This window comes from Acetobacteroides hydrogenigenes (genome assembly GCF_004340205.1).
In the GTDB taxonomy this organism is placed as follows: domain Bacteria; phylum Bacteroidota; class Bacteroidia; order Bacteroidales; family ZOR0009; genus Acetobacteroides; species Acetobacteroides hydrogenigenes.
Genome location: NZ_SLWB01000001.1, coordinates 198,974 through 224,971 on the forward strand (window position 1 = coordinate 198,974; position 25,998 = coordinate 224,971).

Consider the following 25,998-nt stretch of genomic DNA (forward strand, 5'->3'; position numbering starts at 1 on the left):
ATTCGCCTCGCCCCATCTCTAGCGGAGCAATTTGATGCTGTAAATGTAGCTTTAATTCCGAATATCAAACAATATTTCACAACATATTTAATAGCATACCAAATATTTTTCATTACACATTGTAACCTTAGATTTAAAAAAAGCAAATCATAGATTAACAATGCCCCTATTATTCCTTCCATCAACAATTATCGTTAATGGTTTTTCAAGAACCACCTCTCGTATATACTTGTTTTCGAACGTAGCAGGTAACGAATCAAGAATAGAAACGTCAAACTTTCCATCGTCCATAAACGGGTTGATGGTAAAGTACCCCACGCGGAATGAGGTTATATTCTGGAAAAAGTGGCTTCCCTGACTAGGATCAACCCTAAAATTCTGAAGGCCGCACTCTACTATAAGCCTAGCTTCTGATATCTGAGGCCACTTCACCGGAATCCCTAACCAAGGGTCGCTAGACCCCCAGCGGCCAGGCCCTACAAGCACGTAGTATTCGCCCTTATCCTTGTACGTTTTGTTGATTTTCTCCAAGTCTTCGGCAATTTGGCGAGTATAAGCGGAATCAAACGCCTCTGGCCGCACGTAAACCACACTTCGAATCCCCTCCATTACTCCATGGCCCAACGCTGAATTTGAATAAAGAAGCGCATCATCAGAGGACATCTGCCCGATTTGCAGATCCTCCATCTCCTCGTTCTCGACAATCGGGCGTATTTGCAAAAAGTTAAACACCTTTGGCTGGCCTGGTTCTACATCAAAATTTACGGCGAACTCGATTTCAATAGGCGAGTTCATCTCTTTTTGGCAGAGCGCAAGCAGCTCGTTCAGGATTTCGGCTAATGGGAACGTCCCATACTTTAGTATTTGGGCAAAGCTGATGATACGCCAACCGCTGGGCTGGTAGTAGTCTCGGACCATATCGTCACGCGAATCGTAGAACGAGGCAACATGTTGCATCCCTTCGTAGTTGCTCTTCGTGTCGATTTCCAACCGTTGGAGGTTTACACCATCATCGGTGGAAATGGTGAACGCGGCAGGATCTAGATCGAGGGCATAAAACATCCGCTGAGTATCGCGTAGGGCCATCTGTGGCGTACTTAGCTGCAGCAGATGCTTAGGATGCTTGGGAGAGAAGCGCATGGTCATTCCTCCATCAACAATAAACTTACCCAGTCCAAAGGCTACAGAGGCAACTCCATCGTGCGACGACTCAACTCCAAGCGGGTAGAAGTTGATGGAGCGAGCAACTCCCGAAAAGGTGGGATAGTACAAGTTCTCGTGCCTTGTCCCGCAAACCTCCTGAAGCACCACGCCCATTTTTTCCTCGTCGAGTACATTGGACGTTGCGAAGATGTATCCGCGACTACTCGCATAGAAAACCGATGCATAAACGCTCTTTATTGCTTGCACCAGCATATGCAGGCATTCTTCGTCGTCTTCGACACGAGGAATCATGTAGGTGCTGTAGATTCCGGCAAAGGGTTGATAGTACGAATCTTCTAGTTTACTAGAAGAACGAACCGCTATTGGATTTTTTACGTTACGGATAAACACGCGCAAATCCTCTACAAGTTCGTTGGGCAGCTTTGCCCTTATGAATCGCTTTAGAATTTTAGCATCCGTCTCTTCGGTTCGGGCATACTTATAAAGCTTATTCTCCTCCATAAACTGGTCGAAGAATTCGGTGGAGATTATCGTGCTGCGAGGAATGTTAATAACAACTCCCTCGTACTTATTAAATAGGTTATACTTTTTGAGCATCATGTCGATGAAGGCTAATCCACGGGCCTTACCACCAAGCGACCCCTCTCCAATACGCGATATCTGTAGCTGCTCGTTGTAGTCGTTCCGATTAAACTTACCAATTACGCCTCTGCCCGTCTCCAATCGATACTGGTTGATGGCCCTAGAGACATACTCGCGTAGCGCACCCATATCAGCAAAGTCGGTTGCCTGAAGGCTCTTGAAGAGTTCGGCTATAGGAAAAAGCGCTCGAGCAAAGAGCCACTTGCTAAGGTGGTTGTGGCTGGCATGGTAGTAGAGCGACTCATCGGGGATATTCATGAGCGCCTCGCAGAGCGTCTTCAGATTGTGCGCCTCGTAAATCACCGTCTTAGTTACCGGATCGACAAACTTGAAGCTGCCAAAAAAGAAGTACTCCCTAACGTACTCGATAAGCTCGTGCGAGAGCGTTTTCGAGTACTTATGAATAAAGCCGGCTCCTAGATCTTCAGCCACGCTCTTGTTGTTGAGGTCGGACGACTGAAAGATGAAGGGCATGTAGGGATCTTCGCGGCGGATTACCTTGCAGAGCGTAATGCCCGCCCTCGTTTTGGAGTCGCGACGGTGGTTCACCTTAAAGCTTACATCCGAAACAACGCCCAGCAGATTATTCTTATACTTGTCGTAAAGTTCCATAGCCTCGTCGTAAGTGGTAGCCAGCAGAATCTTGGGCCGCCCGCGCATGCGCAGATTCTGCTGCTGCTCGTTCACAGCCTCACGAACGAAGTTGCGCGACTGGTTTAGCACCACCTTGTAGAGGTTGGGCAGATACGACGAGTAGTAGCGCACGGAGTCTTCCACCAGAATGATGGCTTGAACGCCAATATCCAAAAGATCGTTATCGGCATTCATCTTGTCTTCAATCAGCTTTATGATGGCGAGCAGCAAGTCGGCATTCCCCAACCAGCAGAAAACGTAGTCGATGGCCGAAAGGTCCTCCTTCTCCATCTTCATGGACACCTCGCGCGAGAAGTGGGTTAGCACCACGATAGGCGTATCGGGGTCTAGTTCCTTGAACGTATGCGATAGCGAGAAGATATCCATCTCGCCAATATTTAGCATCGAGATGATGAGGTCGAACGATTCCGTTTTAAGCCGTTCGAGAGCCTCTTGCCCCGAACTTACCTTGTAGAAGTTAGGCGGATAGCGAAGGTTCAACGAAACGTACTCTTTAAATATCTGCTCTTCGATCCGTCCGTCTTCCTCTAGAATAAAGGCGTCGTAGCTGCTACAGATGAGCAGCACCTTGTGGATGCGACGCGGCATAAGCTTATGAAACGAAGTATCGGCAAACTCTATGGTGGAAGGGCTTAGCTCTTTGCCCTCGGGAATGGAGTCAATCATTGTAAACTGTTTTAAGCAATGCTAAGTAAGCAATAAACCGCAAAAACCGCAACGTGTTCGATATAACAATGTACAGCCTACCGCAACAAAAAATACCTCGTCGAATCTGATTATCCAAGAGAAAAGGAGGGAATTGGGTAGTACCTCCCTTCATCTCCTAGGGAATGCGCAGGCTTCCACTACTTCAGCGACATAAAATAGGGAGCCACCGCCCTAAAGATATCCTCTTCGAGCGCAAAATACCCCGAATGCGCACCAGGCTTAGCCCCAGAAACCGTACCGTTAGTCATAAACACGAGACCAACTCCTCGCTTTGGATCAAAATACAATCCCGAAATTAGGCCATAGGCATCGCCAGCATGGCCTATCAGCGGAATCCCCTCAATGGCAACATCGCCTTTTGGGGTGTTGGTTCCCAGCTGAACGCTAAGCCCCCAGCATTGGAACAAGCCACCGTTGGTATCGCCATTCGTGCCGTTGTAGCGCCACTGGGGCTTATGCATAAGCGCAATTGTACTACGCTTAAGTAGGCGTTTCCCAGAGTAGGTTCCGCCATTAAGGTGCAGCAGCATAATCTTAGCCAAATCGAGCGCAGAGATGCGCAGTCCGCCTTGTGGCCCAAATAGGAAGCCGTTGGTGCCCACCTCGTACCCCGAAAGGTTGCGGGCATTAGGGCGTTGCCCATGGTAGCCATCAACCTGAGCCTTCCACCCATCCTTATAGCGGTAGATGGCGGCAAGGTTATCAATGCTCCCGATGTCGGCCACGTTGTAGCCGCCAGCTATTCCTAGGGGCTCTAAAATATTTTCGCGCATGTACTTGTCGAATCGCTGACCGCTAATGCGCTCGATAAGCATGGCGATAATTCCGAAGTTCGCATTGCAGTAGGTAAAGTAGCTGCCAGGCCTATGCGCCAGCCACATGTTTGGGGTATAGTAGCGACCACCGGGCAGCAGCAGTTCCTTTACCGACGGCACTGCCCCAGCTGCGCTGTAGATATTACCCAAAAAATCGTCGTACCCATCGCCGTCGTTTAGGCTGGCGGTGTGCGACATCAGCATACGAAAGGTGATGGGCACCTCGGGAAAGCTGGGGTTGCGAAGTGTAAAGCCCAAGTAGCGGCTAACGTCATCGTCGAGCTTAAACCGGTGTTGGTCGTACAGCACCATCAGCCCCGTGGTGGTTACCAGCTTAGAGAGCGATGCAATGCGGAACATGGTGCTATCGGTAACCGGGAGGTTACGCTCGTAGTCGCGCAAGCCCGAGTGGTAGGTGCCAGTAATCTGGCCATTAGCGTAGGTAAGCAGACTAATGCCCATTAGCTGGTTCTTCTTCACAATGGAATCGATAGCGGACTGCAGCTGCGCCATGCCCGCCAGAGGCCCAACAAGAAAGGCCAGAACCATAAATATTTTTCTCATTTTCAGGTAGATGTTTTTAGACGCGTATAAGCTTTCGCACCCCTACAAGAAAACAATAATGGAGGATAACGGCAACCTACATTGCCCAAAGCTACAGCCAATGGCTGCAAAACCCCATTTTTAAAACAAATACACAATTTTCCACTATTTTTGATACATATTCACATTTATACTTGTTTGAATTAATTTTTGTTATATTTTAGCCGCTACAAGTATATGTCTAACCAGCACAAAAAACTAAGTATGAACGAACGAAAGTACAAAGGAACGGCCATCCAAATGCTCATGGCCACGGATTTAATCATGGACAACGCCATTGCAATGGCCTCCACGCTTACCGCAGCACGTCCAAAGTGGACGGTAAGCTACCTAACCGACATTAAAGGGAACATCGCCAGCATCCTCGAAGACAGCTTTGGAATAAAAGGAACAACCTCGCTCAAGGAGGTAACCTCCATCCTCGTAACCAAAGAAATCGCCGCAAAGGCCATGCTTCAACAGGTGAAAACGCAAATAGGTATCGACTTCAGGAAAGATGAGGCCAAGCGGAAGGAGTACATTTCAACATTGGGCTTCGCCAAGGTAAAAAGCATTAAGGATGCATCGCAGGATGCCACCATAGAAATGCTCGTAACCTTCCGCAACAACCTAACGCCCGCCATCGAAGCCGACCTTACCGCTGCTGGAATGAACCCTGCAACGCTCGAAAGCATCAAGGCGCTGGCAACCGAGCTCTATCAGGCAAACGCCCTTCAGGAGCAGAAGAAAATTGGCAGCAAGGAAACCACCGCAACCCTCAACGCCCAGCTAAACGACATCTACGATGAGGTAATCACCATCGCCAAAATCGCCAGTACGCTGCTTACCGACAAGGCCGATATCGAAAAGTTCTCCTACACCCGTGCGCTGAAGCAAATGGGCTACCAAGAATCGGAGAAAAAGCCAACAGCAGAAAAGGAATAGCGCAGCACTTAACGAATAGCAAGCGGTTAAGCCCGCACGAGCAACCCCGGAGGAGATCGCGATAATCGCGCATGCTCCTCCTCTTTTTTTGTTGCAGGCTTCGTATTCCTGTCGGTAGACGGCTATTCCCTGCTGGTAGACACCTTCCTCCTTGCGTCCGATGCCAATTCCCTCATGGTAGGTAGCTCCGTCCTACCATCCGATACCTTCACCCGGCCGGTAGATACCAATTCCCGGGCGTCCGATGCTAATTTCCGCATGGTAGATAGTTCCGTCCTACCGTCCGAAGCCTTCTCCCTGCCGGTAGAAATCGATTTCCGGGCGGTAGATAGCCCCACCCTGACGTCAGATGCTAATTCCCGCATAGCCGATGAGAGTTCCCGGAATACCGATAGCGCCTCCACCATCATTTTACAGGGTTCTACCAACTACCAGCTTATCGTACTCGTCGTCGTTAGGCTCCCACAGCTCCACCTTATTCCCTTCCACATCGAGGATATGAACAAACTTACCGTACTCGAAGGTTTCAACTGAATCGAGAACGATTACCCCCTCGTCCACAAGCAGCGCAACCAGCTCCTCTACATTCTCGACCCGATAGCTAACCATAAAATGGCTAGCCGATGGATCAAAGTACGACGTATCCGAAGCAAACGGGCTCCACTGGGTAAACCCTTTTAGCGAAGGGTTTCGCCCCTGTCGCCACTCAAAGTTAGTCCCATAATCGTCGGTATCGAGCCCCAAATGCGCTCTATACCAAGCTCTCATCGTTTGCGGATCTTTACACTTAAAAAAGATACCGCCAATGCCAGTAACACGCCTCATTGCTTTCGGTAATGGTAGATATGAGTATAACACCCAAAAGCACAAAAGAGGCAGTTCACCAGTCAGCTTCTTCCCTTTTTACCTAACGGGCAATAGCATAAAAAAGGGAAGGAGGACTTCATTGTCCCCCTTCCCTTTTTTTTCTTTTACGGCATTCTAGTAATCGGCAATAGAGTTTAGAGCGCTCTCTAAAGTCCCAAAAAAATTCATGTCAATCATATTTACCGCTTGATCTTTTTCCTCCAGCATCTCTAGGGTAATCTTGGTGTAAACATTAGATGGCACAACAAAATCTAATGCTTTTAAACCAGCCTCCATCAGCTTAGGCGTAATATTGGCAGTCACCCAGTCGAGATCCTCCTCCGTCAATGGACATGCGTTAGTGGTATCGCTAATAAAATACTGGCACTTATTTTCCTCAAAAATTTCCAGCGATTTTCGCTGTCCGTCTCGGTACTCTTCGGAGGTAATGTATCCTATCCAGGTTTGGACTAAACACCTTTTTTGAGGCACAATCGCAATTCGCAAATAATTAGAAGTGTACTTGTTTATCATCTGTGTATCTCCTTAGGGAGCAATTATAAAAATAGTTCTCTATATAAAATTCGATGCGCTAAAGTATAAATAAATGCCATAAAACAAAAGCTCTTGCCCACCTTTATGGCGAACAAGAGCTACAAGACTAAGCATCTAAATAAGTTTCTTACCCTATAGATGCAAGAGCGCTTTCCAACGAACTAAAGTAAGCTAGCCCCGAATTCTTAGCATCCTTCTCACTTTTTTCGAGATTCATAATGGTCATCTTGGTAAAGGCACTTTCTGGAATAACTAGATTTAGCACAGACATACCAGCCTTCACAAGCTGAGGTGTAACAACCTCTGTAACCCAATCTGTGTCCTCCTTTTTAAGAAGACCGGCATCTTTAGCATCGCTGACAAAGTTTTTGCATCGCTTTGCAACGAATAGTTCTGCCGTTTTTAGCTGCCCTGCGCGAAACTCTTCTGATGTGCAAAAGCCTTTCCAAGTTTGCACCAAACAATTTTTCTCTGGAACATACGAGATTTCCAAGAACCTTGTACTGTAAATTGTTTCCATTCAATTAAAAATATTAGTGGGAAAATATGAATCTCTCCAAAAGTGACAAAGACTAGATTTCGGCTAGAGCGCTCTCGAGCGAGCCAAACATCTTAATGTCGGCATTACCCGAGGCCCCTTCGGCCTTCTCTAGATTCATCAAAGTCATCTTTGTAAAAGCGCTTGCAGGCAAGACCATGTTTAACCTTACCATACCTGCTTTCACAAGCTGAGGTGTAATAACTTCCGACACCCAATCGGTTTCCTCCTTTTTCAGCAAGGAAGCGTTTGTGGTATCGCTGATAAAGTTCTTGCAGCGCTTTTCAACAAAAAGCTCAACTGTCTTTTTCTGTGCTGCACGAAAATCTTCGGAAGTGCAAAACCCCTTCCAGGTCTGAATTAGGCAACTTTTTTCGGGCATGTAAGCTACATCCACGAAACGAGTTGAATACAATGTTTCCATCCTTTAATTGATTAAAATATAGTGAACAAAATAATTAATTACTTCACCCTAAATTGACCATCGAAGAATTGCCGACGAGATGTACCAGTTTGCACCCTGATCGCCTAGTGCTATCACATCTCCCTTTTTAAGAATGCCCCTCTTATGGGCCTCAAATAAATTAACTGGGATGCTTGCCGTTTTCATTGCAGCATAATCTTTTAGCGTATCAAAAACACGAGCACCATCAATACCCAAATTGTGTATCCAGCTCATAGTTAGCCCAGCAAACTGTTGCCCAAAGATGTAATGGTCTACACCATTAACATCAAGATTTAGCACCTCTAGTGACTCTACAATAGATGCAGGAATAAAACGCTGCAAGAAAGGAACATCACGCTGAAGGCTTTCTGGAGTTACGTATTGGTATGCTTTTACGCTACTTTGGGTTGCTGTGTAGCTGGGGTTTCCATTCTTAATTTTAATACCAGCAGCCTCTTCCTTTTCGCATGACATATGGTGGAACGACTGAAATCCAAGCCCATCTTCTACTTTTTCAAGAATCACGGCACCAGCACCATCACCAATGGTAAGCGCTTTAAAGTCGCAGAAGTTTACATTATCCATTAGCGTTTCTCCGGCAACTACAAGAACCTTATTGTAAATGCCAGCCTGGATAAATGCAATTGCACTAAATACAGATGGAAGAAAACCATTATAGCCACAATCGACATTGAAAGCGCCCGCATTTACAGCCCCGATGCCAGTTTGTACCTGCGAAGCAATAGGAGGACACAACCTCTCGGTATTCTTGCTAGCATGTGTTGCTATTACAAGATCGATAGTTGCAGGGTCAACATTAAAGCGCTGAACCGCATCCAGTGCCGCTTTTGTTGCCATCGTTCCTGGAGTTTCACCCTCTCCAACACGGCGATTGAAGATGCCAAATGCCTGATCGAAATTTACCTCTGCAGGAATATCGATATTAAATTCAGCATTCGATATATTCTTTTCGGGCATATATACGCCAATGGCAGTTATGCCAATAGGTTGCGACAAAGTTTTTGCCTTAGCTCCGCTTAGTAAAAACTCTTTAAAGTTCGGATTTGCCATTTTGTTAGTTGATATGTATTTCTTCTAGTTCAACACGATTAACTTTTCCAAGCATGGTGAATGCAAGAACATTTTTTACCAGCTCTGGACTTAACACTTCGTAAAGTGCAATATGGTTTTCGCCTGCTCCCGACGATGCAAGTAGCACGCGCTGATTCTCTTTTACCAGCCCTTTCTCAATAGCCTCGAGTAGATTGGTGGGCACGCAACAAGTTGCCACATTACCATACTTCTCAAACGATTGGTAGAACTTATCTTCGGCAAAGCCTAGCGTTTCGCGCCAAGCGTTCGGAGCCCAAGCCACCGGCTGATGCGTCACCAAGAAATCGGCCTCCGACACAGGAATTCCTGTACGTTCCGCTAGATTGTTTACAGCATTTAAAAGGTACTCCGTTGCCTTTGCACCAATTGCACGAGTTGATTCGGGATTGCAAAATGTCACAAAATCTTGTTCGTACGATGGGAGCATCGAAACATGGTTCATTAGCCTTGGAGCACGACGCTTAAATCGAATGCCATCGTGGAGTTCGCCCCTGCTCAACGAGAAAGAGCCCTCGTATCCCACTTTGCCGTCAACCATTGTAACAACTGCAGCACAAGCGGCATCGCCCGTGTTTACGCTATAGTAATCACCCTTGTCGTTGATAAACGAATCGATGATACTATTTACGATAAGCACGTTCTTTTTGGCGCCCGAGCGCACAAGGTTTGCCGCAATTTCGACCATTGTAACAAACGTTGAACAGCACGAGTCGATACCGTAAGCCCCCGCATTGGTTAGCTTCAGCTTATGCTGAATCAACGAAGTATTGGAGGGCAGCGGATGATCCTGAACCTGCGAGTGCGAGAGTAGTAGGTCTATCTCTTCCTTGGGTTTGCCCCATTTTAAAAGAGCCAACGCCCCTGCAATTGTCTCCGCATCCGAAGGCATCATAGGATGAGGGCGCATAGTCGTTTTTACCGAAAGAGGATCTAACGGCACCCTTCTACGCTCAACAGCCCCTTGAAAAGGATCCTTACGCTTCTTTTCGGGCAGCTGATTCACCCAAGTTTCGTACCATGGCTGACTAACCCAGCCATCATAGTTTGTTTCAATCGTTCCAGGAAGCTTTTGCTCTCTTTCGATCATCTCAATATATTCCTCACGTAGCAGCGTATGTTCTCGTAAGTACGAGCATACCTTCTCTACCTGTGTGGAATTAAGAGTAGCACCTGGAAAATAGCCTGCAAGACTAACTAAGCCAGCTGTCTTCATTAATACCAGTAATTTTTAAGTTAATTATTTTGGTTCGATTTTAAATATTCAAAAGAAATCCCCTGTCCCCATTATTCAAAAAACCTTGCGAAGATAAAATATTGCACCATAAAAAAAACGCTGGAAGCCTTATAAAATAAGGCTTCCAGCGGAATTTAGAAGCAATACAAATAGATTAAAAGCAGCGTAAAAAAGTTTACTTTTCTACTTCAAGCGTACACAAATCTTGGATAAATTTAGAATACGTGCAATACAAGATTAATGCTTTCCAAATCCTGAGTTTTCTTTACAGCAGGCAGGCAGCTTTTCGTAAGCTTTTGCATCGCGCTTAACGTCATCAGCATCGTACCCAAGCTTTGCAATTGCTTCTTTAATCTTCTTTACATCGGTCTTTCCAGCATCGTAAGCCACCCAAACGGTCTGCTTATCTACATCTACCTTCACATCTTTCACCCCTTTCTCGAATGGCAGATTCTTCATTATTCGCTTTTCGCACGAAGAGCACTGGATTGTTGTTTTTATGGTGGTGCTATCTGTTTTAGCCTGAGCCACCGTTGCAGCAAGCACCATCAGCATCACTGCAAATAAGGTTACAATTCTTTTCATCTTAATGAGCTTTTATCATGAAACATTTAAATCAACTATCGGGAAATCGTCCAACGGAGACCTCCATATATCTTACGCCCCATTATTGGCCCCCAAATAAACGAGGAGTCAAAGTATGGACCAAACGGATTATCGGCACCCACAATAGAGTGCATTTGTGTATAGTTTAAGAGGTTTTCAACGCCTACGTACACATCTAGCGCTCGGTATTTTTTTGTGATCTGAGCAAATAGCAACGGATAAGAAGGCGAGTACTCTCCCATCTGGTAATGGGCAGGATAGCCGCTCATATCGGGCAGCTTGCTCTTACCGTTTAGCTGAGCCGTAAAATCGAACTTCCATTTATCGAACTTCGTTGCATACGAAAGGTTTGCCAGAGCACGGTAGCTATTAACTAAAGGCTTACGTTCCAACTTCCCATTTATGGTTTGATGAACATCGTTCAACCGATAGGCTAGGTATACCTCAAACCTCTCCAATGGTTCCGATCTAAAATCGACCTGAAAGCTGTTTGAGTACGATTTCCCATCAAGATTATAAAAGAGAACATGCTCTATATCGTGTTCCTGATCTACTACCATCTGATTCTGAAAGTCGGTACGATAGTAATCGACGCTTACAGAGGCTGGTCGTCCTCCCCATAGCTTAAAATCCTTTGTCGCATTAACGCCGTAGTTCCACGCCTTCTCTATTCCCAAGCCATTAGCTATCGATATTTGGCGCGAGCTTGCCAGAACACCGATATTCTCGGCTATAGGATTTGGCGAATGGTATCCACGACCACCCGAAACTCTGATCGTAAACGTTGGGGTAACGCTGTACTTCACATGTACACGTGGCGTTAACAACCATCCGTACTTCGAACTATGATCGGCCCTAGCGCCTACTATTACATTCAGCTTATCCAGGTAGCTATAGGTGTACTGAGCAAAAGCACCGGGTACGGCCTCTTCCTTGGTCGAAGAAGCACCATCGAGAACCGTCTCAATATTGTCGTAGTTAAGGCTTGACCCAACCACATACTTATGGTTGGTGTTGCCAATTATCGATTGGTAGAGCAAGCTTACATTAGCGCTATTCTGCGTAGAGGTATAATCTCTTAAGCCAAAGAAACCGTTCTGATCGTAGTAGCCGTAGCTGGTAATAACACCAATGCTCTGGTTAGGGTTCGATGGCAGCGGAATTCCTGTTTTATTAAAGATGCTAAAGCCTTGATTTACCATCTGCGACCCCCACACTGACGATGAGCCCCTATCGCTCTCGCTAAATCCGAGCTGACCGCCCAATCGCTCATCGCGTAAATACTTCACCCCAGTTCGCGATTCCAGCTTTCCAGGATCGAGGTAGCTAACGCGTCCGAATAGGTTAACCTGGTTGCTCTTTGGAATATCCAAGAACCCATCATTATTGTGGTCTACCTCCATCCTATTCCCCGAAAGATGGACTAGCCCCATGGCGCTCCATTTCTCGTTAAGCTTACCACCGCCATTAAGGTTTAGCTCCATTCTTCCATCCGAATCGCCATAAAGATTTAGGAAAAGAGGGTCGGTAGTGTCGGGCTTCTTATACTCTACGTTCACCTGTCCGGTAATCGACTCGTATCCATTAACCACCGACGCGGCCCCCTTCGACACCTGAATAGATTCCATCCACGAGCCTGGGATGGCGCTTAGACCGTAGGTAGAGGGAATCCCCCTCATCAAGGTCATGTTCTCCTCCATGAGCTGGCTATACAACCCCGACAGCCCCAGCATTTCTATCTGCTTGGCACCGGTTACCGCATCGGCGTAGCCAACCGTTACCGAGGCGCTGTTTTCGAAGCTTTCCGAAAGGTTGCAGCAGGCCAGCTTCTGCAAACCACTCTGGGTTATCACCTCTACTTTAGCCGGCTGCAGCTTAGAGATGTAGCTACCTCCCTGATTAGCCCTTACCGTTACGCCCGCCAGCTGAACTCCAGCTTCCGACAGCACAACCTCCACCATCTTGGAGGACGACTCCACATTCACCGTATCGTTGGTATACCCAATAAAGCTAACCACCAGCTTTCGCTTCCCTGCAATTTGGGGAATCGAAAAGACACCTTCTCCGTTGGTTGTTGTCCCCTGAACGGTACCCAACCACATTACGTTTGCACCGGGCAAAGGCGTTCGATTTCCCTTAGAGTCGGTTCCATAAACTTTTCCTGTTACACCTTTACCTTCGCCCAAAGCGGCCGATGCCAGCAGCAGCGCCACCATCAGCACATATAATTTACGTTTCATCAGAATAAATCTTTAGTTAAACAAGCCATACAATAGCGTATAGCAACATCGGAGGGAGCATGCGCGAGCATAGCATTCCCTCATCGGCAAAAGAATTACTGATGAATCAAATTCGAAGCTGTCGAGAAATAGTAAAGATGATATCGGACCCCGTAAGCGGACCGACATCGGGTGGCGTATACGACGCATACTGTAGTGGTGCTTCGTTGCCTTGGCTTAATACGGCCACAAAGAGCGCAAATGGAACAAGCGTGTAGTCGCTGCTGCCAAACGAAATCTTCTTAATGCTATACGAGAAATCGTCAACAGCGATACCTTTCACCTCCACGTTACAGCATCCATCATCCGAAACGGCCTCTGAAGGGGTACCTACTTCGGGATCTTCGTCGCCAGAGCAGCAGCAAGGCTGCCTGTCGTTAATGGAGATATCCTGGGTTCCCATCCCTTCGCAGGTGGTAATAAAGGCAACATACCTTCCCGAAAAGGAGAGTGCAACTACCGCTAGCATAACGATAGTAAGGGATGATAGTATGTTCCTAATCTTTTTCATCGTTGCTGATGCGCCAAATTTATCACTAATACACTCAAATCGGTCAAATGTTGCACCAATCTCCTCAATTCCTTCTCCATTTTTTGATAAATTAAGGATAGCAAAGCCTATCAAAAATTGGCAAACGGGGCGCGGATACAAAAAAGAAGCGGGCTTCGCAGATGCGAAGCCCGCTTCCATGTTATTCTATTCGCCTGTACTAGAGCGATTGCTTGCTTTCGGCAGGGATATCCTTAGCGATTTTGTTTACCAACCCCTGAAGCACCTTTCCTGGTCCGAGCTCTACGAACGAAGAAACGCCATCGGCCACCATGTTCTGAACGGTTTGAGTCCAGCGAACAGGAGCGGTTAGCTGCGCTACCAAGTTCTTCTTAATCTGAGCAGGATCGGTGTATGGCTTTGCGTCTACGTTTTGGTAAACGGCGCAGATTGGTTGGCTAACGGTTGTTGCCTCGATGGCAGCCTCTAGCTCTACGCGTGCTGGCTCCATTAGCGGCGAGTGGAATGCACCACCCACAGGTAGCTTAAGCGCACGCTTTGCTCCGGCAGCCTTTAGCGCCTCGCAAGCAGCATCGATAGCCTCGTTGGCTCCCGAAATTACCAGCTGTCCTGGGCAGTTGTAGTTGGCAGCAACAACAACACCGTCGATAGAGGCGCATATCTCTTCAACCTTTTCGTCGGCTAGGCCAAGTACGGCAGCCATGGTCGATGGGTTTAGCTCGCAAGCCTTTTGCATGGCGTTAGCACGAGCCGCCACAAGACGAAGACCATCCTCGAAGCTAAGCGCTCCGGCAGCAACAAGCGCCGAGAATTCGCCAAGCGAGTGGCCAGCCACCATTTCGGGCTTAAAATCGTCGCCCAACGACTTTGCTAGGATAACCGAGTGAAGGAAGATGGCAGGTTGGGTAACCTTAGTCTGCTTCAGATCCTCGTCGGTACCGTTAAACATCAAATCGGTTATGCGGAAACCTAAAATTTCATTTGCCTTTTCGAAAAGTTCCTTTGCTTGGGGCACATTCTCGTACAAGTCCTTGCCCATTCCGACAAACTGAGCACCTTGCCCAGGAAATACATATGCTTTCATGTGTTTCGGTTTTTAAAGGTGCAAATATAAGCATTTAGCGGCTCACCCGACAAACTTCGACTCCGCTCAGCTACCAAGCTTCGGCTTTTGCTTTGGCTTCGACTCCGCTTAGCCACCAGAATCCGATAGCCGAACGGAGCCCCGTGGCTAAGTGGAGCCCGGTGGCCGAGCGGAGCCGAGGCCACCATGTGCTGTAGCGACAATTGTTAGATTTTTTTTCGACCTTGGCGGGTTGAGGATGGCGTTTGCCTAATGCCGACAGACAAAGGATCTTCATCAATGCCGAAATGTATAATCGTAGCAGTTAATCCCCTCCATTGGAGGCAGGGGGTGGGTTATCTCGCTAAAATCATCATTCTGATTTCAATTTACGTTCTCAACCCACCCCTACCCCTCCCATGGAGGGGATTACGTACCATGATTCTAGCATATAGGATATCAACATCGTCCTTTGCTTAATGGCTAAAGTGAGAAGCTTCACCGAACAGCAGCCATTGTTGGGCTAAGCCTCATCGGGTTCCTTCTGTTCGTTAGCCTGCTGTTCTGCAGCCTTCCGCTCCTTGGCCTGCTTCCGCAGCGTCTGCCGGTGCTTGACGGTGGCGCGGTAGCGCCCTACGATCTCGTTAATGCGGTGCGATAGCGCCAGCAGCTCGGGGCTATCCTCGAACTCCAGCTTCAGGTTAATCAGGCGGAGCAGCTTTTCCAGGTTCTTGCCAAGGGGCACCGCCTCCTTGTAGGCGGCCACCTTAGGCTTAGCCATCCGCATGGCAAGACGCGCGGCACCGGCATCCTCCACCTCGCGCTGCCCATCGCGGATATCCTGCAGCCAGGCATCGCACCCAATGGTGCTGATGGCCGCGCGTAGCTCGGCGTTGCGGTCGATCTCTGCCAGAAAATTGGTTACCGATGTCGTCTCCTCAATCACAGACTTACTGGCCATCTCATCGCCAAAAGCGTGAAAAGCCTGCACAATGAGCTTTCCGGCAGCCACCCACCGCTCGTCCCGGCGCTTTAGGCTGCGCTTGGCGTTATACCTTAGAGTCTTCAGCCCCAAATCGCGCAGCGCATCACCCGCCCTCCTCGCCGCGGCAAACTCGGGATGGCTTAGCCCCAACGATGCCTCCTTTACAGCCTCGAAGTTGGCTTTTATCCGATCGACCAGCGGTTGCAGCTCGGGAACATTGCAAGGGATAGCGTCTAACGCCGAGATCACCTCTTCGGCAAAGCGATACTTCTCGTTGAGCGAGAGCATGCGAAACATCATGTGCTTTATCATACCATTCCTTTTTTGGGGGCGTTCACCTAGCGATGCACCTCTTACAGCTGGCTCGTCTGCTGCACAACCGCCAGCAACGCCTCTCAAAAGGCACCGCTCACGGCAAAACGGGCAGCGATATAGCCTTCAGCGCACCAAACGGAGGTGCTCTTCTTGAGGAAAAGCTCTTTTCTCCCCTATTTTGATCATTATTTCAGATGAAAGTTATCGAATAAACTTGAATAGGCTAACTTTCATGCAAGTAAGTTAGTAAAACAATAGTTAATCTTCAACTTTCATGCAAATTTTCCGTAGATTTAGTAGTTAATCATATTCTTTTGTACATGTATTTGTTTAAAATAATATTTAATCTAAAACATTACTACATGTATGTCTTATATTATTTTTTAAATCATAGACTTTCATGCATGAAATTTCATGAAAATATTTTTTAAAGAAGACTTTCAGCTAGAGAGATGGTCCAAAAAGAAAGCTGAAGGGCTTTTCACCTCGAAGAAGGGTTCGAAAAGCACATTTGAAGAGGTTCTCATTGCCGTGGTCGCCTCCCCAAAAGGGCGATAAGGGCTTACGCTCGAGCGTACGGGCATCAAAAAAGGAAGCGCAGGGGATTGCTCTCCATGGCAAGCTCCATCCTACCGCTTTCAGGCTGTAGCTTGGCGATGTGCCACCCGCCGGCAAAACAGGATAGAGATCAAGGACCAGCGTATAGTTGAAGCTGTTTATCCCCTCCGTGGGAGGGGTAGGGGTGGGTTGGAACGTTATTACCCTCCTCCTGCCCTCCCGCCTAAGCGGGAGAATAACGTGCTGCTATCCGGCGTTTATCTGTTGAATTAAATCTTAGCTCGACGGCTATGGGCAAACACCCCCGCGTACGAGCACAAAAAAGGCTGCCTGCAGGTAGCAGGCAGCCTCTTCAGCATATTATTTCATTAGCAAAGGCTATTCAACCTCCCAGGTATCGCCGCTACGAAGCAGCTCGTCCATGCTATGGATTTTAGCGTTCTTCATCACATCGAGCACCTGATCGCGCACGTTATCGTCGTAGGTCGAATCCTTAACCGCACGGATCACGCCTAGGGCAACAGGAAGCTCAGGAGCCTTCATGTTAACCAGCATCATGTGGATTCCGGGGTTTGGATTCTTGGCGTTGTGCACTAGGATATCCTTTTCGGTGATGCCGTTTTCGCCCAGCTTAACCACCTTTAGGTTCATGTTTTCGACATCAAGAACCAGACCCTTGTCCTTATTCTTGCCGAAGATCATGGGCTCGCCGTGGCGAAGGACGATGGTTCTATCCTCGCGCACCTCCCTGTCAACAAATCCGGCGTGCGTTCCATCGTTAAAGATCACGCAGTTCTGAAGCACCTCAACTACCGATGTTCCGTCGTGCTTAGCGGCGGCCACCATGCAGTCCTTGGTAAGGGCAACCTCTACGTCGAGCGAACGAGCGAAGAAGGTACCGCGTGCGCCAAGAACGATTTCGCCGGGCATGAATGGGTGCTCAACGGTTCCAAATGGCGAAGTTTTGGTGATGATACCCAGCTTCGATGTTGGCGAGTACTGTCCCTTTGTAAGACCGTAAATCTCGTTATTGAAAAGGATGATGTTGATGTCGATGTTACGACGAACGGCGTGGATGAAGTGGTTACCACCAATGGCAAGGGCATCGCCATCGCCGGTGATCTCCCAAACCGATAGCTTAGGGTTGGCCACCTTAACGCCGGTTGCAATTGCCGCAGCACGACCGTGGATGCTGTGGAAACCGTAGGTGTTCATGTAGTAGGGGAAGCGCGAAGAGCAGCCAATACCCGAAACAAAGGTGAAGCGTTCCTTGGTATAGTTAAGCGCCTCGGCCACCTCTGGCAACGCCTTTTGAACTGAGGCTAGAATAGCATGGTCGCCGCAACCTGGGCACCATCTTACCTCTTGATCGCTCTTAAAATCTTGGGCTGTATACTTATTGCATAATTCTGACATGGCTATTTACCCTCCAATACTTCGTTAAACTTATCAACCAACTCAACTACCGAGAATGGCAATCCTTGAACCTTATTGAACTGCAGGTACTCAAACTCCTGGAAGTTCATGCGAAGGTGGTTGGCAAATTGTCCCATATTCAGCTCGCAAACGATAATCTTCTTGTAGCTCTTAAGAATATCCTTAGTGTTGCGAGGAAGTGGGTTGATGTAGCTGAAGTGGGCCAAGCTAATGCTCTTGCCCTGATTGCGCATCTCCTTAACAGCCGAGTAAAGGTGACCGTAGGTTCCTCCCCAGCCAACAACAAGAAGATCGCCTTCCTTATCGCCGAACACCTCCTGCTCAGGAATATAGTCGGCAACCTTGGCAACCTTAGCAGCACGAACGTCAACCATCTTTTGGTGGTTAATTGGGTCGTGCGATACGGTTCCCTTCAGGAAGTCCTTCTCCAGACCACCAACGCGGTGCTCCAATCCTGGAGTTCCAGGAACAGCCCAACGGCGGCTAAGCTTTTCGTCGCGCTTGTATGGCAGGTAGTCGGTATCTCCGGCAGCAACAATTGGTGGGTTGATAGCAGGATAGTCGCTCATGCTTGGGATGCGCCAAGGCTGCGATCCGTTGGCAATAAAGCCATCGGTAAGCAGCATAACGGGCGTCATGTGCTCGAGGGCAATCTTACTAGCGTGGAACGCGTAGTGGAAGCAGTTCGATGGGGTGCTGGCAGCAACCACCACCATTGGAGCCTCACCGTTACGTCCCCAAAGCGCCTGCATTAGGTCCGACTGCTCGGTTTTTGTAGGAAGACCGGTAGATGGACCTCCACGTTGTACGTCGACAATAACCAAAGGAAGTTCGGTCATAACCGCCAAGCCAAGGGCTTCCGACTTAAGCGACAAGCCTGGGCCCGAAGTGGTGGTAACCGCAAAATCGCCGGCAAAAGCAGCACCAATAGAGGTACAGATACCCGCAATTTCGTCTTCGGCCTGAAGAGTCTTAACGCCTAGATCCTTTCTCTTAGCCAGCTCCTGAAGAATATCGGTAGCAGGGGTAATAGGGTAAGAACCACAGAAGAGCTCGCGTCCCGATTTCTCGGCGGCAGCAATAAGCCCCCATGCGGTAGCAGTATTACCATTTATATTACGGTAAGTTCCTTTTTCGCGAACAGCAGGAGCAACCTTGTAGGTATTAGCAATAGCGTGGGTATTTGCTGCATAGTCGAAACCAGCTTGAAGCACCTTCTTGTTGGCCTCAATAATCTCGGGTTTCTTCTTAAACTTAACCTCGTAGTACTTTTCGGTAAAGTTCAGCGGACGGCTAAACATGCAGTAGCAGATTCCAAGGGCAAACATGTTCTTGCTACGAATGACGCTCTTATTGTCCAATCCGGAATCCTTTAAGGCTTCCTTGGTAAGCGAAGTGATTGGGGCAAAAACAACGACAAAATCCTCCAGCTTAAGCTCGGCAATCGGATCGGTTGTTGTAAATCCAGCACGTTGTAACCCTTTTTCGCTAAATGCATCAGCATCTAGAATAATTGTTCCGCCTCTTTTGGTCCACTTAGCGTTTGCCTTAAGTGCAGCAGGATTCATCGCCACTAGCACATCGCAAAAGTCGCCAGGAGTAGCAACAGGATGGCTTCCGAAGTGAACTTGGAAACCCGACACACCCGCTACAGTACCCTGTGGAGCACGAATCTCAGCAGGATAATCAGGAAAGGTTGATACACCATTTCCTAAAAGAGCAGAGGTTTCAGAGAACAATGTTCCTGTAAGCTGCATTCCATCGCCCGAGTCGCCTGAAAACCGGATAACCACGTCTTCCAACTCTAAGCATCTTTCCTTTGCATCCATAATTTTTTCTTTTAGGTCAGCATGCTGCTTCTACAGCACTTACTAGTCTCGTTTTGAAAACCAAATATAGATTTTTCCTGTGGCAAAATTAGTTATTTTGAAATACCTGCCTCGCTTTATTTCATTTTTTTATCAAGCGAAACAAAAACTCACTCAAATGAAAGTCAAAGAACAGCATTTAGTTACATTTTATCACATAACAGAACCTGTTTCTTAACATACTTAGCTTTACCAAATACGAAACCACCCAATTGTTAGATGCAAGCAAACATGCAATAGAACATAGTTTAACGAATCCTTTTTTTGATTAAAACGACAACATTTCCTCAACGGTACTGCTACCTTTGCCCTACAATAAAAATCGAAGAATATGCCTTACATCAGATCGGTTAGGGGATACACCCCATCCATTGGAGAGAATTGCTTTATTGCCGAAAACGCCACCATTGTTGGCGAGGTTACCATAGGAAAGGACTGCAGCATCTGGTTCAATGCCGTACTTCGCGGCGATGTAAATACGATAACCATTGGCAACAAGGTAAACATCCAAGACGGCTCCGTACTCCACTGCCTCTACGAAAAGTCAAAAATACACATTGGCGACAACGTATCGATTGGACACAACGTTACCATACACGGGGCAACCATAAAAGATAACGTGCTACTCGGCATGGGCAGCACCATTCTAGACGGTGCCGTAATTGGAGAGAATAGCATTATTGCAGCTAACGCCCTTGTTTTAAGCAACACCATCATAGAGCCAGGAAGCATCTATGCAGGAGTTCCTGCGAAGTTCGTAAAGAAGGTTGATCCAGAGCAAACAAAAGAGATGATCAACAAAATAGCGAACAACTACCTGATGTACGCCAGCTGGTACAAGGACGAGGAGTAACCTAAAGCGTGAAATTTTCTTCGAGAGCTACCTTTGCCGTATCAACGTGCAAAACCTCTTCAAGCAGCGTTTTCATCGTCGAAGAAGTTCCGCTAGAGTAGAAATAGTATTTTGGAGCATCGGTATCCGAAGCCTTTAGGTGCTGATCCTCCAAAATATCGTTTACTCGCCGAGCAATTGCAGGAGCCGGATCGATAATGGTAACGCCTTCTCCTGCTATCCTATCAACCAAGGGCCGGAAAAAGGGGTAATGGGTGCATCCAAGAACGATATGGTCTGCCCCCCTTTTAATCATGGGCTGAACATACTTTTTTAGAAGTTCCTCGGCCTTCGGGCTATACTGCTCGCCATTCTCGACCAGCTCCACCAACCCCGTACCAACCTGCTTAACCACCTTAATATCGGAGGCATACCTTTCGGTTGTAGCCCTAAACAAACGACCACCAAGCGTTCCTGCCGTTGCTAAAATACCAACGCATTTGGTTTTGGTTAGAATCGCAGCGGGCTTTACCGCTGGCTCCATTCCTACAAATGGCAAGTTGTAGCTTGCCCTCAAGTAGTCAATTGCTGCAGCTGTTGCAGTATTACAGGCAACAACAACCAGTTTAACCCCTTTCGATACAAAAAACTTTACAATAGCATCCGAAAGATCAACCACCTCCTTTTGGCTTTTAGGACCATAAGGACAGTTTGCGTTATCAGCATAGTAAATTATATCCTCGTTGGGAAGTAGCGCAGCAATCTCTTTCCATACCGAAAGACCTCCAACGCCAGAATCAAAAACACCGATGGGCTGTTTCATTTTCGAACTTCTAGTAACAAAAAAAGCCACCTGCAAAAGGTGGCTTAAAGGTATAAAATATCCTTCTTATTTCTTTCCGGCAGCAGGAGCGGCTGGTTTTTCTTTAATACCAAGCTGCTTAATAACTAAAGGTAGTACATCTACAGCCATAGCAGAATCGTAATATGCAAGAGAAGGAACTGCTGTATCAAAGATGTATGCAAACCCATTAGCCTTACCTACAGCCTTAATTGCGTCGGTAATCTTCTCTACAATTGGCTTAAGGAGCGCTGACTGCTGTTTTCCAAGTTCAGACTCAGCATTTTGACCGTACTCCTGAATGCGCTGTTGAAGATCTTGAATTTCCTTTTCCTTATTCTGGCGAACTAGATCGGCCATCTTTTCTCTACCTTGAGCATAAGCTTGGTACTTTTGATTTAGTTCTACCTGAAGTGCTTCTATTTGAGAACCTAGTTCATTTCTTAACTTCATCAACTTAGCCTCTGCAGAGTCTCTTTCTGGCATTTTTGAAATCACCTCTTGAGTATTGATAATTCCAAATTTTAGGTTTTGTCCAAAAGCGGTGCCACCTAGTAGAACAGCGCAAATTATAAGAAGCGCCTTAATTCCGTTTTTCATCTTAATAGTTCTTTTTCGTTTTACGCAAATATACATTTCAAAAATTACTTATAACCTAACTTCTGCAAAACTTCGTCGCTTTTGTCGATTTTTGGACTTGCAAACATTACCGAAGGATTATTGGCCTTATCAAGAATTAGGGAGTACCCCCCATCTGTGGCTAACTCTTTAACAGCACCAAAAATCTGATCGTAAAATGGTTTAAGTAGTTCTTCTCTCTTTTTTATCATTAGACCTTCAGGCCCAAAATACTTACGTTGTAGCTCGTTTGCATCAAGCTCCTTTTGCTGCAAATCGGCCTCCTTGTTTTTCTTCTGAGCCTCGGTCAACAATACCTTTTCTGCTTGATAGGCCCGATAAGCTTGATCTACACCTTCGAACTTCTGCTGCACATCGCTTTGGTACTGCTGTGCCAGCTTATCAAGCTGCTCAAGCGCTGCTTTGTAGTTGGGAATCTTCTTAAGGATATACTCCGAGTCTACCACCGCATACTTCTGGCTATATCCAAGCATACAAAGCATCGTTAAAGACAGTAGAAGCAGTATTCTTTTCATCCTCAATAGCATTAGTTTGTTGGCATACCAATCACAAAGTGGAAGTTGCTTCCTCCCGAACCTGGAGCGTGAGGGATATCGTCAAATCCATAAGCCCAGTCGATCCCTAGCATACCAATCATTGGAAGGAAAATACGAGCACCAACACCCGCTGATCGTACCACTTGGAATGGGTTAAACGACTTTATATCCTGCCAAGCATTTCCTGCTTCAAAGAAGCCGAGTACATATATCGAAGATTGTGGGGTCAGCGTAATTGGGTAACGAAGTTCCGCACTAAACTTATCGTACACGTTGGCCTTGTTTAGTATTGTTGTAGACTGAACCGACTTTCTATAAACATATACAGGCGTTACCTTCTCGTTTTCGTAGCCACGTAAGCCTATCGTTTCTGTACCGTACATTGCATAACCGCTAAGTCCATCACCTCCTACAACATAATTTTCGAAAGGAGAGTACCCGACCTTAGAGTTGTACATGCCAAGATATCCGAACTGACCTTTAACAGCAAGAACAAGATCTTTAAATATGCTTTGGTAGAAAGTACCTTTAAAACCAACCTTGTAGTACTCTACCCAGCGATAGCGCTCTTTATCGGTCATCCCCGTTTTGGTTTCTTCGTTGTAAAGGGAATAGTCTTTCCCGTTTACCAAAGAATAAGGGAAGGTGGCCTTTAATGAAAGCGACACTTCAGATCCTCCACGAGGATAGATCGGGTTATTCGTAGAATTACGCGATAGCGCGGTTGAAAAGTTAAGATTGGTAGAAGTTCCATTGCTTATGATAAAACCATTCCAGTCTTTCAAGTTGTAAACTTCAGCACTTATAGCAGTTGATAAGGTAAACCAGTTGTCTGGCCAGTTCAAACGGCGACCCAACCCAATTGATCCCCCAATTACTTTAAAATACTCATCTCCGGCTTGATAGTAGTAGCTACTATTATTCATTACCTGATAGTACAAGGAAACAGAGAATGATTGTGGCTTCTTTCCTCCAAGCCATGGCTCAGTAAAGCTAGCAGAGAACGCTTTGTAGTACGATCCGTTGGTTTGGGCACGAAGCGAAAGCGACTGGCTATCTCCGGTAGGAATAGGACGCCAAGCTCCCTTATCAAATATACGTCGAGCAGAGAAGTTATTGAATCGAAGTCCTATCGACCCTACAAACATATTACCACCCCAGCCTCCTGAAAGTTCGAGTTGGTCATTCGACTTCTCGCTAACCGTATAGGTTATACCAACAGTACTCTCCTGCTGGTTTGGATCCATTTGAATTCCTTCTCCCAACTTTTCTGCATCAAAGTGGCCAAGCTGACCCAAGTAACGAATTGTATTTACAATGTTATCGCGACGGTATAAGTCCCCAGGCTTAGTTTGAAGTTCTCTGCGAATAACATGTTCGTTGGTTCTATCGTTTCCTGCTATTTTTACGTACGAAATGGTTGCAGGCTTTCCTTCGTTAACTCTGATTTCAATATCAACAGAATCATTCTCAACCTTAACCTCGATGGGTGTAGCATTAAAAAATAGGTATCCCTGATTCTGATAGATATTCGCCACCGATTCTTCGTCGGTATTTAATCGTTTATCCAACGCCACCTTGTCATAGTAGTCGCCTTTCTTTATCTTAAGTAGGGTATTCAGCTCTTCAGCCGTATTCTTAGTGTTACCAATCCAATTAATAGAACGGAAGTAGTACCGATGTCCTTCTTCCAATCTGATTGTTATTCCAATTCGATCATCGCTTACTTTATAAACCGAATCGTTCACAATTTTGGCATCACGATAACCCTTCTGCTCATAAAAGCTTACAAGTTCCTTTTTATCGTTCTCGTAATCGCTCTTGATGAATTTTGACACGTTAAAAATATTCCAATCGCGACGGTGAGTTTTCTTAAAAACCCTACGAAGACGCTCGTCGGTATAGTTGTTATTCCCATCAAAAACAATATCCTTAATTTTCACCTTCTTATTCTTATTAATGGCAATAAGCAGATGCTCCGTATTTTGAACTACAGTATCTGGCTTTTGAGTAATATTTACATCAACATTTAAGTATCCTTTATTAATGTAATACTTCTTAATAAGATCTTTGGTTGTGCTAAGCATGAACTCGGTAATGGTTGTTCCTCGCTTAAGCTTTAACTTGTCATTTAAATCGGTTACCTCAGATTTCTTTGCCCCTTTAAAGTCCCAGTTATACAGACGAGGCTTCTCCAACAAATCAACTTTAAGCCAAATTTTATCACCTTCAACTTTAGCCACTCGAATCTTCACATCACCGAAAAGATCTTGCTCCCACAGCTTCTTTACAGCTCGTGCAAATACATCTCCAGGTAAAGTTACAGTATCACCTTTGGCTATTCCTGTAACGCCAATGTAAAGATCCGGATCTAAATATTTTACACCTTCAATAGAAATGTTTTCAACTACGTATTTCTTAGGAGACTCGTAGTTCAGCTCAACATCAACCGTCTGATCTTGAGCAACTATCTTGCCCGCAAACAGTATAAACAATAAGAGAAAAAATGCTCTTCTTTGCATTATTATGAATAATGAAGTTAGACTTATAACTTTACTTGTTCACTCGTTTTACCAAATCGTCTCTCCCTTTTTTGGTAGTCGACTATGGCTTTTATAAACTCTTCCTTATTAAAGTCGGGCCACAAAACAGGTGAGAAGTAAAATTCGGAGTAGGCACACTGCCATAGCAAGAAGTTGCTAATCCGCTGTTCGCCGCTAGTTCTAATTATCAACTCTGGATCTGGCATCTCACGCGTTGTAAGATATAACGAAACAGTTTGCTCATTTATTGCACCCATATCAAGTTTACCGCCCTCTACATCTTTACAAATATCCCGAATGGCTTTAGTTATTTCCCATCGAGCGCTGTAGCTGAGCGCTAACGTAAGAACCAATCCTGTATTGCCAGATGTATTTTCGATAGCCTTTAAAAGCTTCTCCAGCACCCCTGTAGGAAGCGAATCAAGATCGCCTATCGCATTTAACCTGACATTATTCTTATTAAGGTTAGGAGTTTCCGATTCTATTGTAGACACCAAAAGGGTCATTAGCCCTTCCACCTCGTCTTTTGGTCGAGACCAATTCTCCGTCGAAAAGGCGTATAGCGTAAGGTACTTTACGCCCAACTCTGCTGCAATCTCAACGGATGCCGTAACAGAGTTCACCCCTTTTCGGTGGCCAAACAAGCGCTGGTTGCCTAATTTTCTAGCCCATCTACCGTTTCCATCCATAATAATTGCAACGTGCTGGGGCACTCTACACTTATCTACAGACTCAACTGACATT

The 25,998-nt window shown here is 46.4% G+C and carries 22 protein-coding genes; 2 read left to right on the forward strand and 20 right to left on the reverse strand.

Translation table 11 applies throughout. The annotated features are described in order from the left end of the window. Nucleotides 1–147: 147 nt before the first annotated feature. Together CLV25_RS00675 and CLV25_RS00680 are read right to left on the reverse strand one after the other, a co-directional pair. Entirely contained in the window at nucleotides 148–3,126 is a 2,979-nt protein-coding gene (locus CLV25_RS00675; RefSeq protein WP_131837708.1) for a PEP/pyruvate-binding domain-containing protein, read from the reverse strand. Nucleotides 3,127–3,305: 179 nt separating this feature from the next. Continuing rightward, nucleotides 3,306–4,547, reverse strand: coding sequence for a serine hydrolase domain-containing protein (locus CLV25_RS00680; protein WP_131837709.1), 1,242 nt, complete (start codon nucleotides 4,545–4,547; stop codon nucleotides 3,306–3,308). Nucleotides 4,548–4,790: 243 nt separating this feature from the next. On the opposite strand from CLV25_RS00680, the gene CLV25_RS00685 reads away from it, so the two are divergent. After that, nucleotides 4,791–5,510 (forward strand): hypothetical protein, encoded by a 720-nt coding sequence (locus tag CLV25_RS00685; protein ID WP_131837710.1) that lies wholly within the window; start codon nucleotides 4,791–4,793, stop codon nucleotides 5,508–5,510. Between the two features lie 411 nt (nucleotides 5,511–5,921). Here the strand turns inward: CLV25_RS00685 and CLV25_RS00690 are convergent, their stop codons facing one another. The 13 genes from CLV25_RS00690 to CLV25_RS00750 form a co-directional block, all read right to left on the reverse strand. After that, a complete protein-coding gene (locus CLV25_RS00690; RefSeq protein ID WP_131837711.1) occupies nucleotides 5,922–6,335 on the reverse strand; it encodes a VOC family protein in 414 nt (137 codons plus the stop codon). A gap of 156 nt (nucleotides 6,336–6,491) precedes the next feature. Further along, complete coding sequence (locus tag CLV25_RS00695) at nucleotides 6,492–6,890, reverse strand: hypothetical protein (protein ID WP_131837712.1); 399 nt, start codon at nucleotides 6,888–6,890, stop codon at nucleotides 6,492–6,494. Between the two features lie 148 nt (nucleotides 6,891–7,038). Then, nucleotides 7,039–7,431 carry a hypothetical protein gene (locus tag CLV25_RS00700; RefSeq protein WP_131837713.1) on the reverse strand — a complete coding sequence of 131 codons (393 nt, stop codon included), beginning with the start codon at nucleotides 7,429–7,431 and terminating at the stop codon, nucleotides 7,039–7,041. A gap of 52 nt (nucleotides 7,432–7,483) precedes the next feature. After that, nucleotides 7,484–7,873 (reverse strand): hypothetical protein, encoded by a 390-nt coding sequence (locus CLV25_RS00705; protein WP_131837714.1) that lies wholly within the window; start codon nucleotides 7,871–7,873, stop codon nucleotides 7,484–7,486. Nucleotides 7,874–7,921: 48 nt separating this feature from the next. Beyond that, a complete protein-coding gene (locus CLV25_RS00710) occupies nucleotides 7,922–8,965 on the reverse strand; it encodes a 3-oxoacyl-ACP synthase III family protein (protein ID WP_131837715.1) in 1,044 nt (347 codons plus the stop codon). A gap of 4 nt (nucleotides 8,966–8,969) precedes the next feature. Next, nucleotides 8,970–10,220: a 3-oxoacyl-ACP synthase III family protein gene (locus CLV25_RS00715; protein ID WP_131837716.1), complete on the reverse strand. Its 1,251-nt coding sequence runs from the start codon at nucleotides 10,218–10,220 to the stop codon at nucleotides 8,970–8,972. 258 nt (nucleotides 10,221–10,478) lie between these two features. Further along, nucleotides 10,479–10,826: a heavy-metal-associated domain-containing protein gene (locus CLV25_RS00720; protein WP_131837717.1), complete on the reverse strand. Its 348-nt coding sequence runs from the start codon at nucleotides 10,824–10,826 to the stop codon at nucleotides 10,479–10,481. A gap of 35 nt (nucleotides 10,827–10,861) precedes the next feature. Continuing rightward, entirely contained in the window at nucleotides 10,862–13,087 is a 2,226-nt protein-coding gene (locus CLV25_RS00725; protein WP_131837718.1) for a TonB-dependent receptor, read from the reverse strand. A gap of 106 nt (nucleotides 13,088–13,193) precedes the next feature. Beyond that, nucleotides 13,194–13,637, reverse strand: a complete 444-nt coding sequence (locus CLV25_RS00730; protein WP_131837719.1) for a hypothetical protein — start codon at nucleotides 13,635–13,637, stop codon at nucleotides 13,194–13,196. 199 nt (nucleotides 13,638–13,836) lie between these two features. Then, nucleotides 13,837–14,721: an ACP S-malonyltransferase gene (gene fabD / locus CLV25_RS00735; RefSeq protein ID WP_131837720.1), complete on the reverse strand. Its 885-nt coding sequence runs from the start codon at nucleotides 14,719–14,721 to the stop codon at nucleotides 13,837–13,839. A 502-nt stretch (nucleotides 14,722–15,223) separates the two neighbouring features. Beyond that, nucleotides 15,224–15,997 carry a DUF6261 family protein gene (locus tag CLV25_RS00740; protein ID WP_131837721.1) on the reverse strand — a complete coding sequence of 258 codons (774 nt, stop codon included), beginning with the start codon at nucleotides 15,995–15,997 and terminating at the stop codon, nucleotides 15,224–15,226. 939 nt (nucleotides 15,998–16,936) lie between these two features. Beyond that, nucleotides 16,937–17,974 (reverse strand): 2-oxoacid:ferredoxin oxidoreductase subunit beta, encoded by a 1,038-nt coding sequence (locus CLV25_RS00745; protein WP_131837722.1) that lies wholly within the window; start codon nucleotides 17,972–17,974, stop codon nucleotides 16,937–16,939. 2 nt (nucleotides 17,975–17,976) lie between these two features. After that, nucleotides 17,977–19,824, reverse strand: coding sequence for a 2-oxoacid:acceptor oxidoreductase subunit alpha (locus CLV25_RS00750; protein WP_131837723.1), 1,848 nt, complete (start codon nucleotides 19,822–19,824; stop codon nucleotides 17,977–17,979). 370 nt (nucleotides 19,825–20,194) lie between these two features. Between CLV25_RS00750 and CLV25_RS00755 the strand changes: the two genes are divergently transcribed. Beyond that, a complete protein-coding gene (locus CLV25_RS00755) occupies nucleotides 20,195–20,716 on the forward strand; it encodes a gamma carbonic anhydrase family protein (RefSeq protein WP_131837724.1) in 522 nt (173 codons plus the stop codon). Nucleotide 20,717: 1 nt separating this feature from the next. Here CLV25_RS00755 and murI read toward each other — a convergent pair whose 3' ends face one another. The 5 genes from murI to CLV25_RS00780 all read right to left on the reverse strand — a co-directional run bounded on the left by murI (nucleotide 20,718) and on the right by CLV25_RS00780 (nucleotide 25,997). Next, nucleotides 20,718–21,518 (reverse strand): glutamate racemase, encoded by an 801-nt coding sequence (gene murI / locus CLV25_RS00760; protein ID WP_131837725.1) that lies wholly within the window; start codon nucleotides 21,516–21,518, stop codon nucleotides 20,718–20,720. A 66-nt stretch (nucleotides 21,519–21,584) separates the two neighbouring features. Then, entirely contained in the window at nucleotides 21,585–22,136 is a 552-nt protein-coding gene (locus tag CLV25_RS00765; RefSeq protein ID WP_165876946.1) for an OmpH family outer membrane protein, read from the reverse strand. A 44-nt stretch (nucleotides 22,137–22,180) separates the two neighbouring features. After that, entirely contained in the window at nucleotides 22,181–22,648 is a 468-nt protein-coding gene (locus tag CLV25_RS00770; RefSeq protein ID WP_243649575.1) for an OmpH family outer membrane protein, read from the reverse strand. Between the two features lie 53 nt (nucleotides 22,649–22,701). After that, nucleotides 22,702–25,233 (reverse strand): BamA/OMP85 family outer membrane protein, encoded by a 2,532-nt coding sequence (locus tag CLV25_RS00775; protein WP_131837728.1) that lies wholly within the window; start codon nucleotides 25,231–25,233, stop codon nucleotides 22,702–22,704. Nucleotides 25,234–25,256: 23 nt separating this feature from the next. Beyond that, nucleotides 25,257–25,997, reverse strand: a complete 741-nt coding sequence (locus CLV25_RS00780) for an isoprenyl transferase (protein ID WP_131838103.1) — start codon at nucleotides 25,995–25,997, stop codon at nucleotides 25,257–25,259. Nucleotide 25,998: the final 1 nt, after the last annotated feature.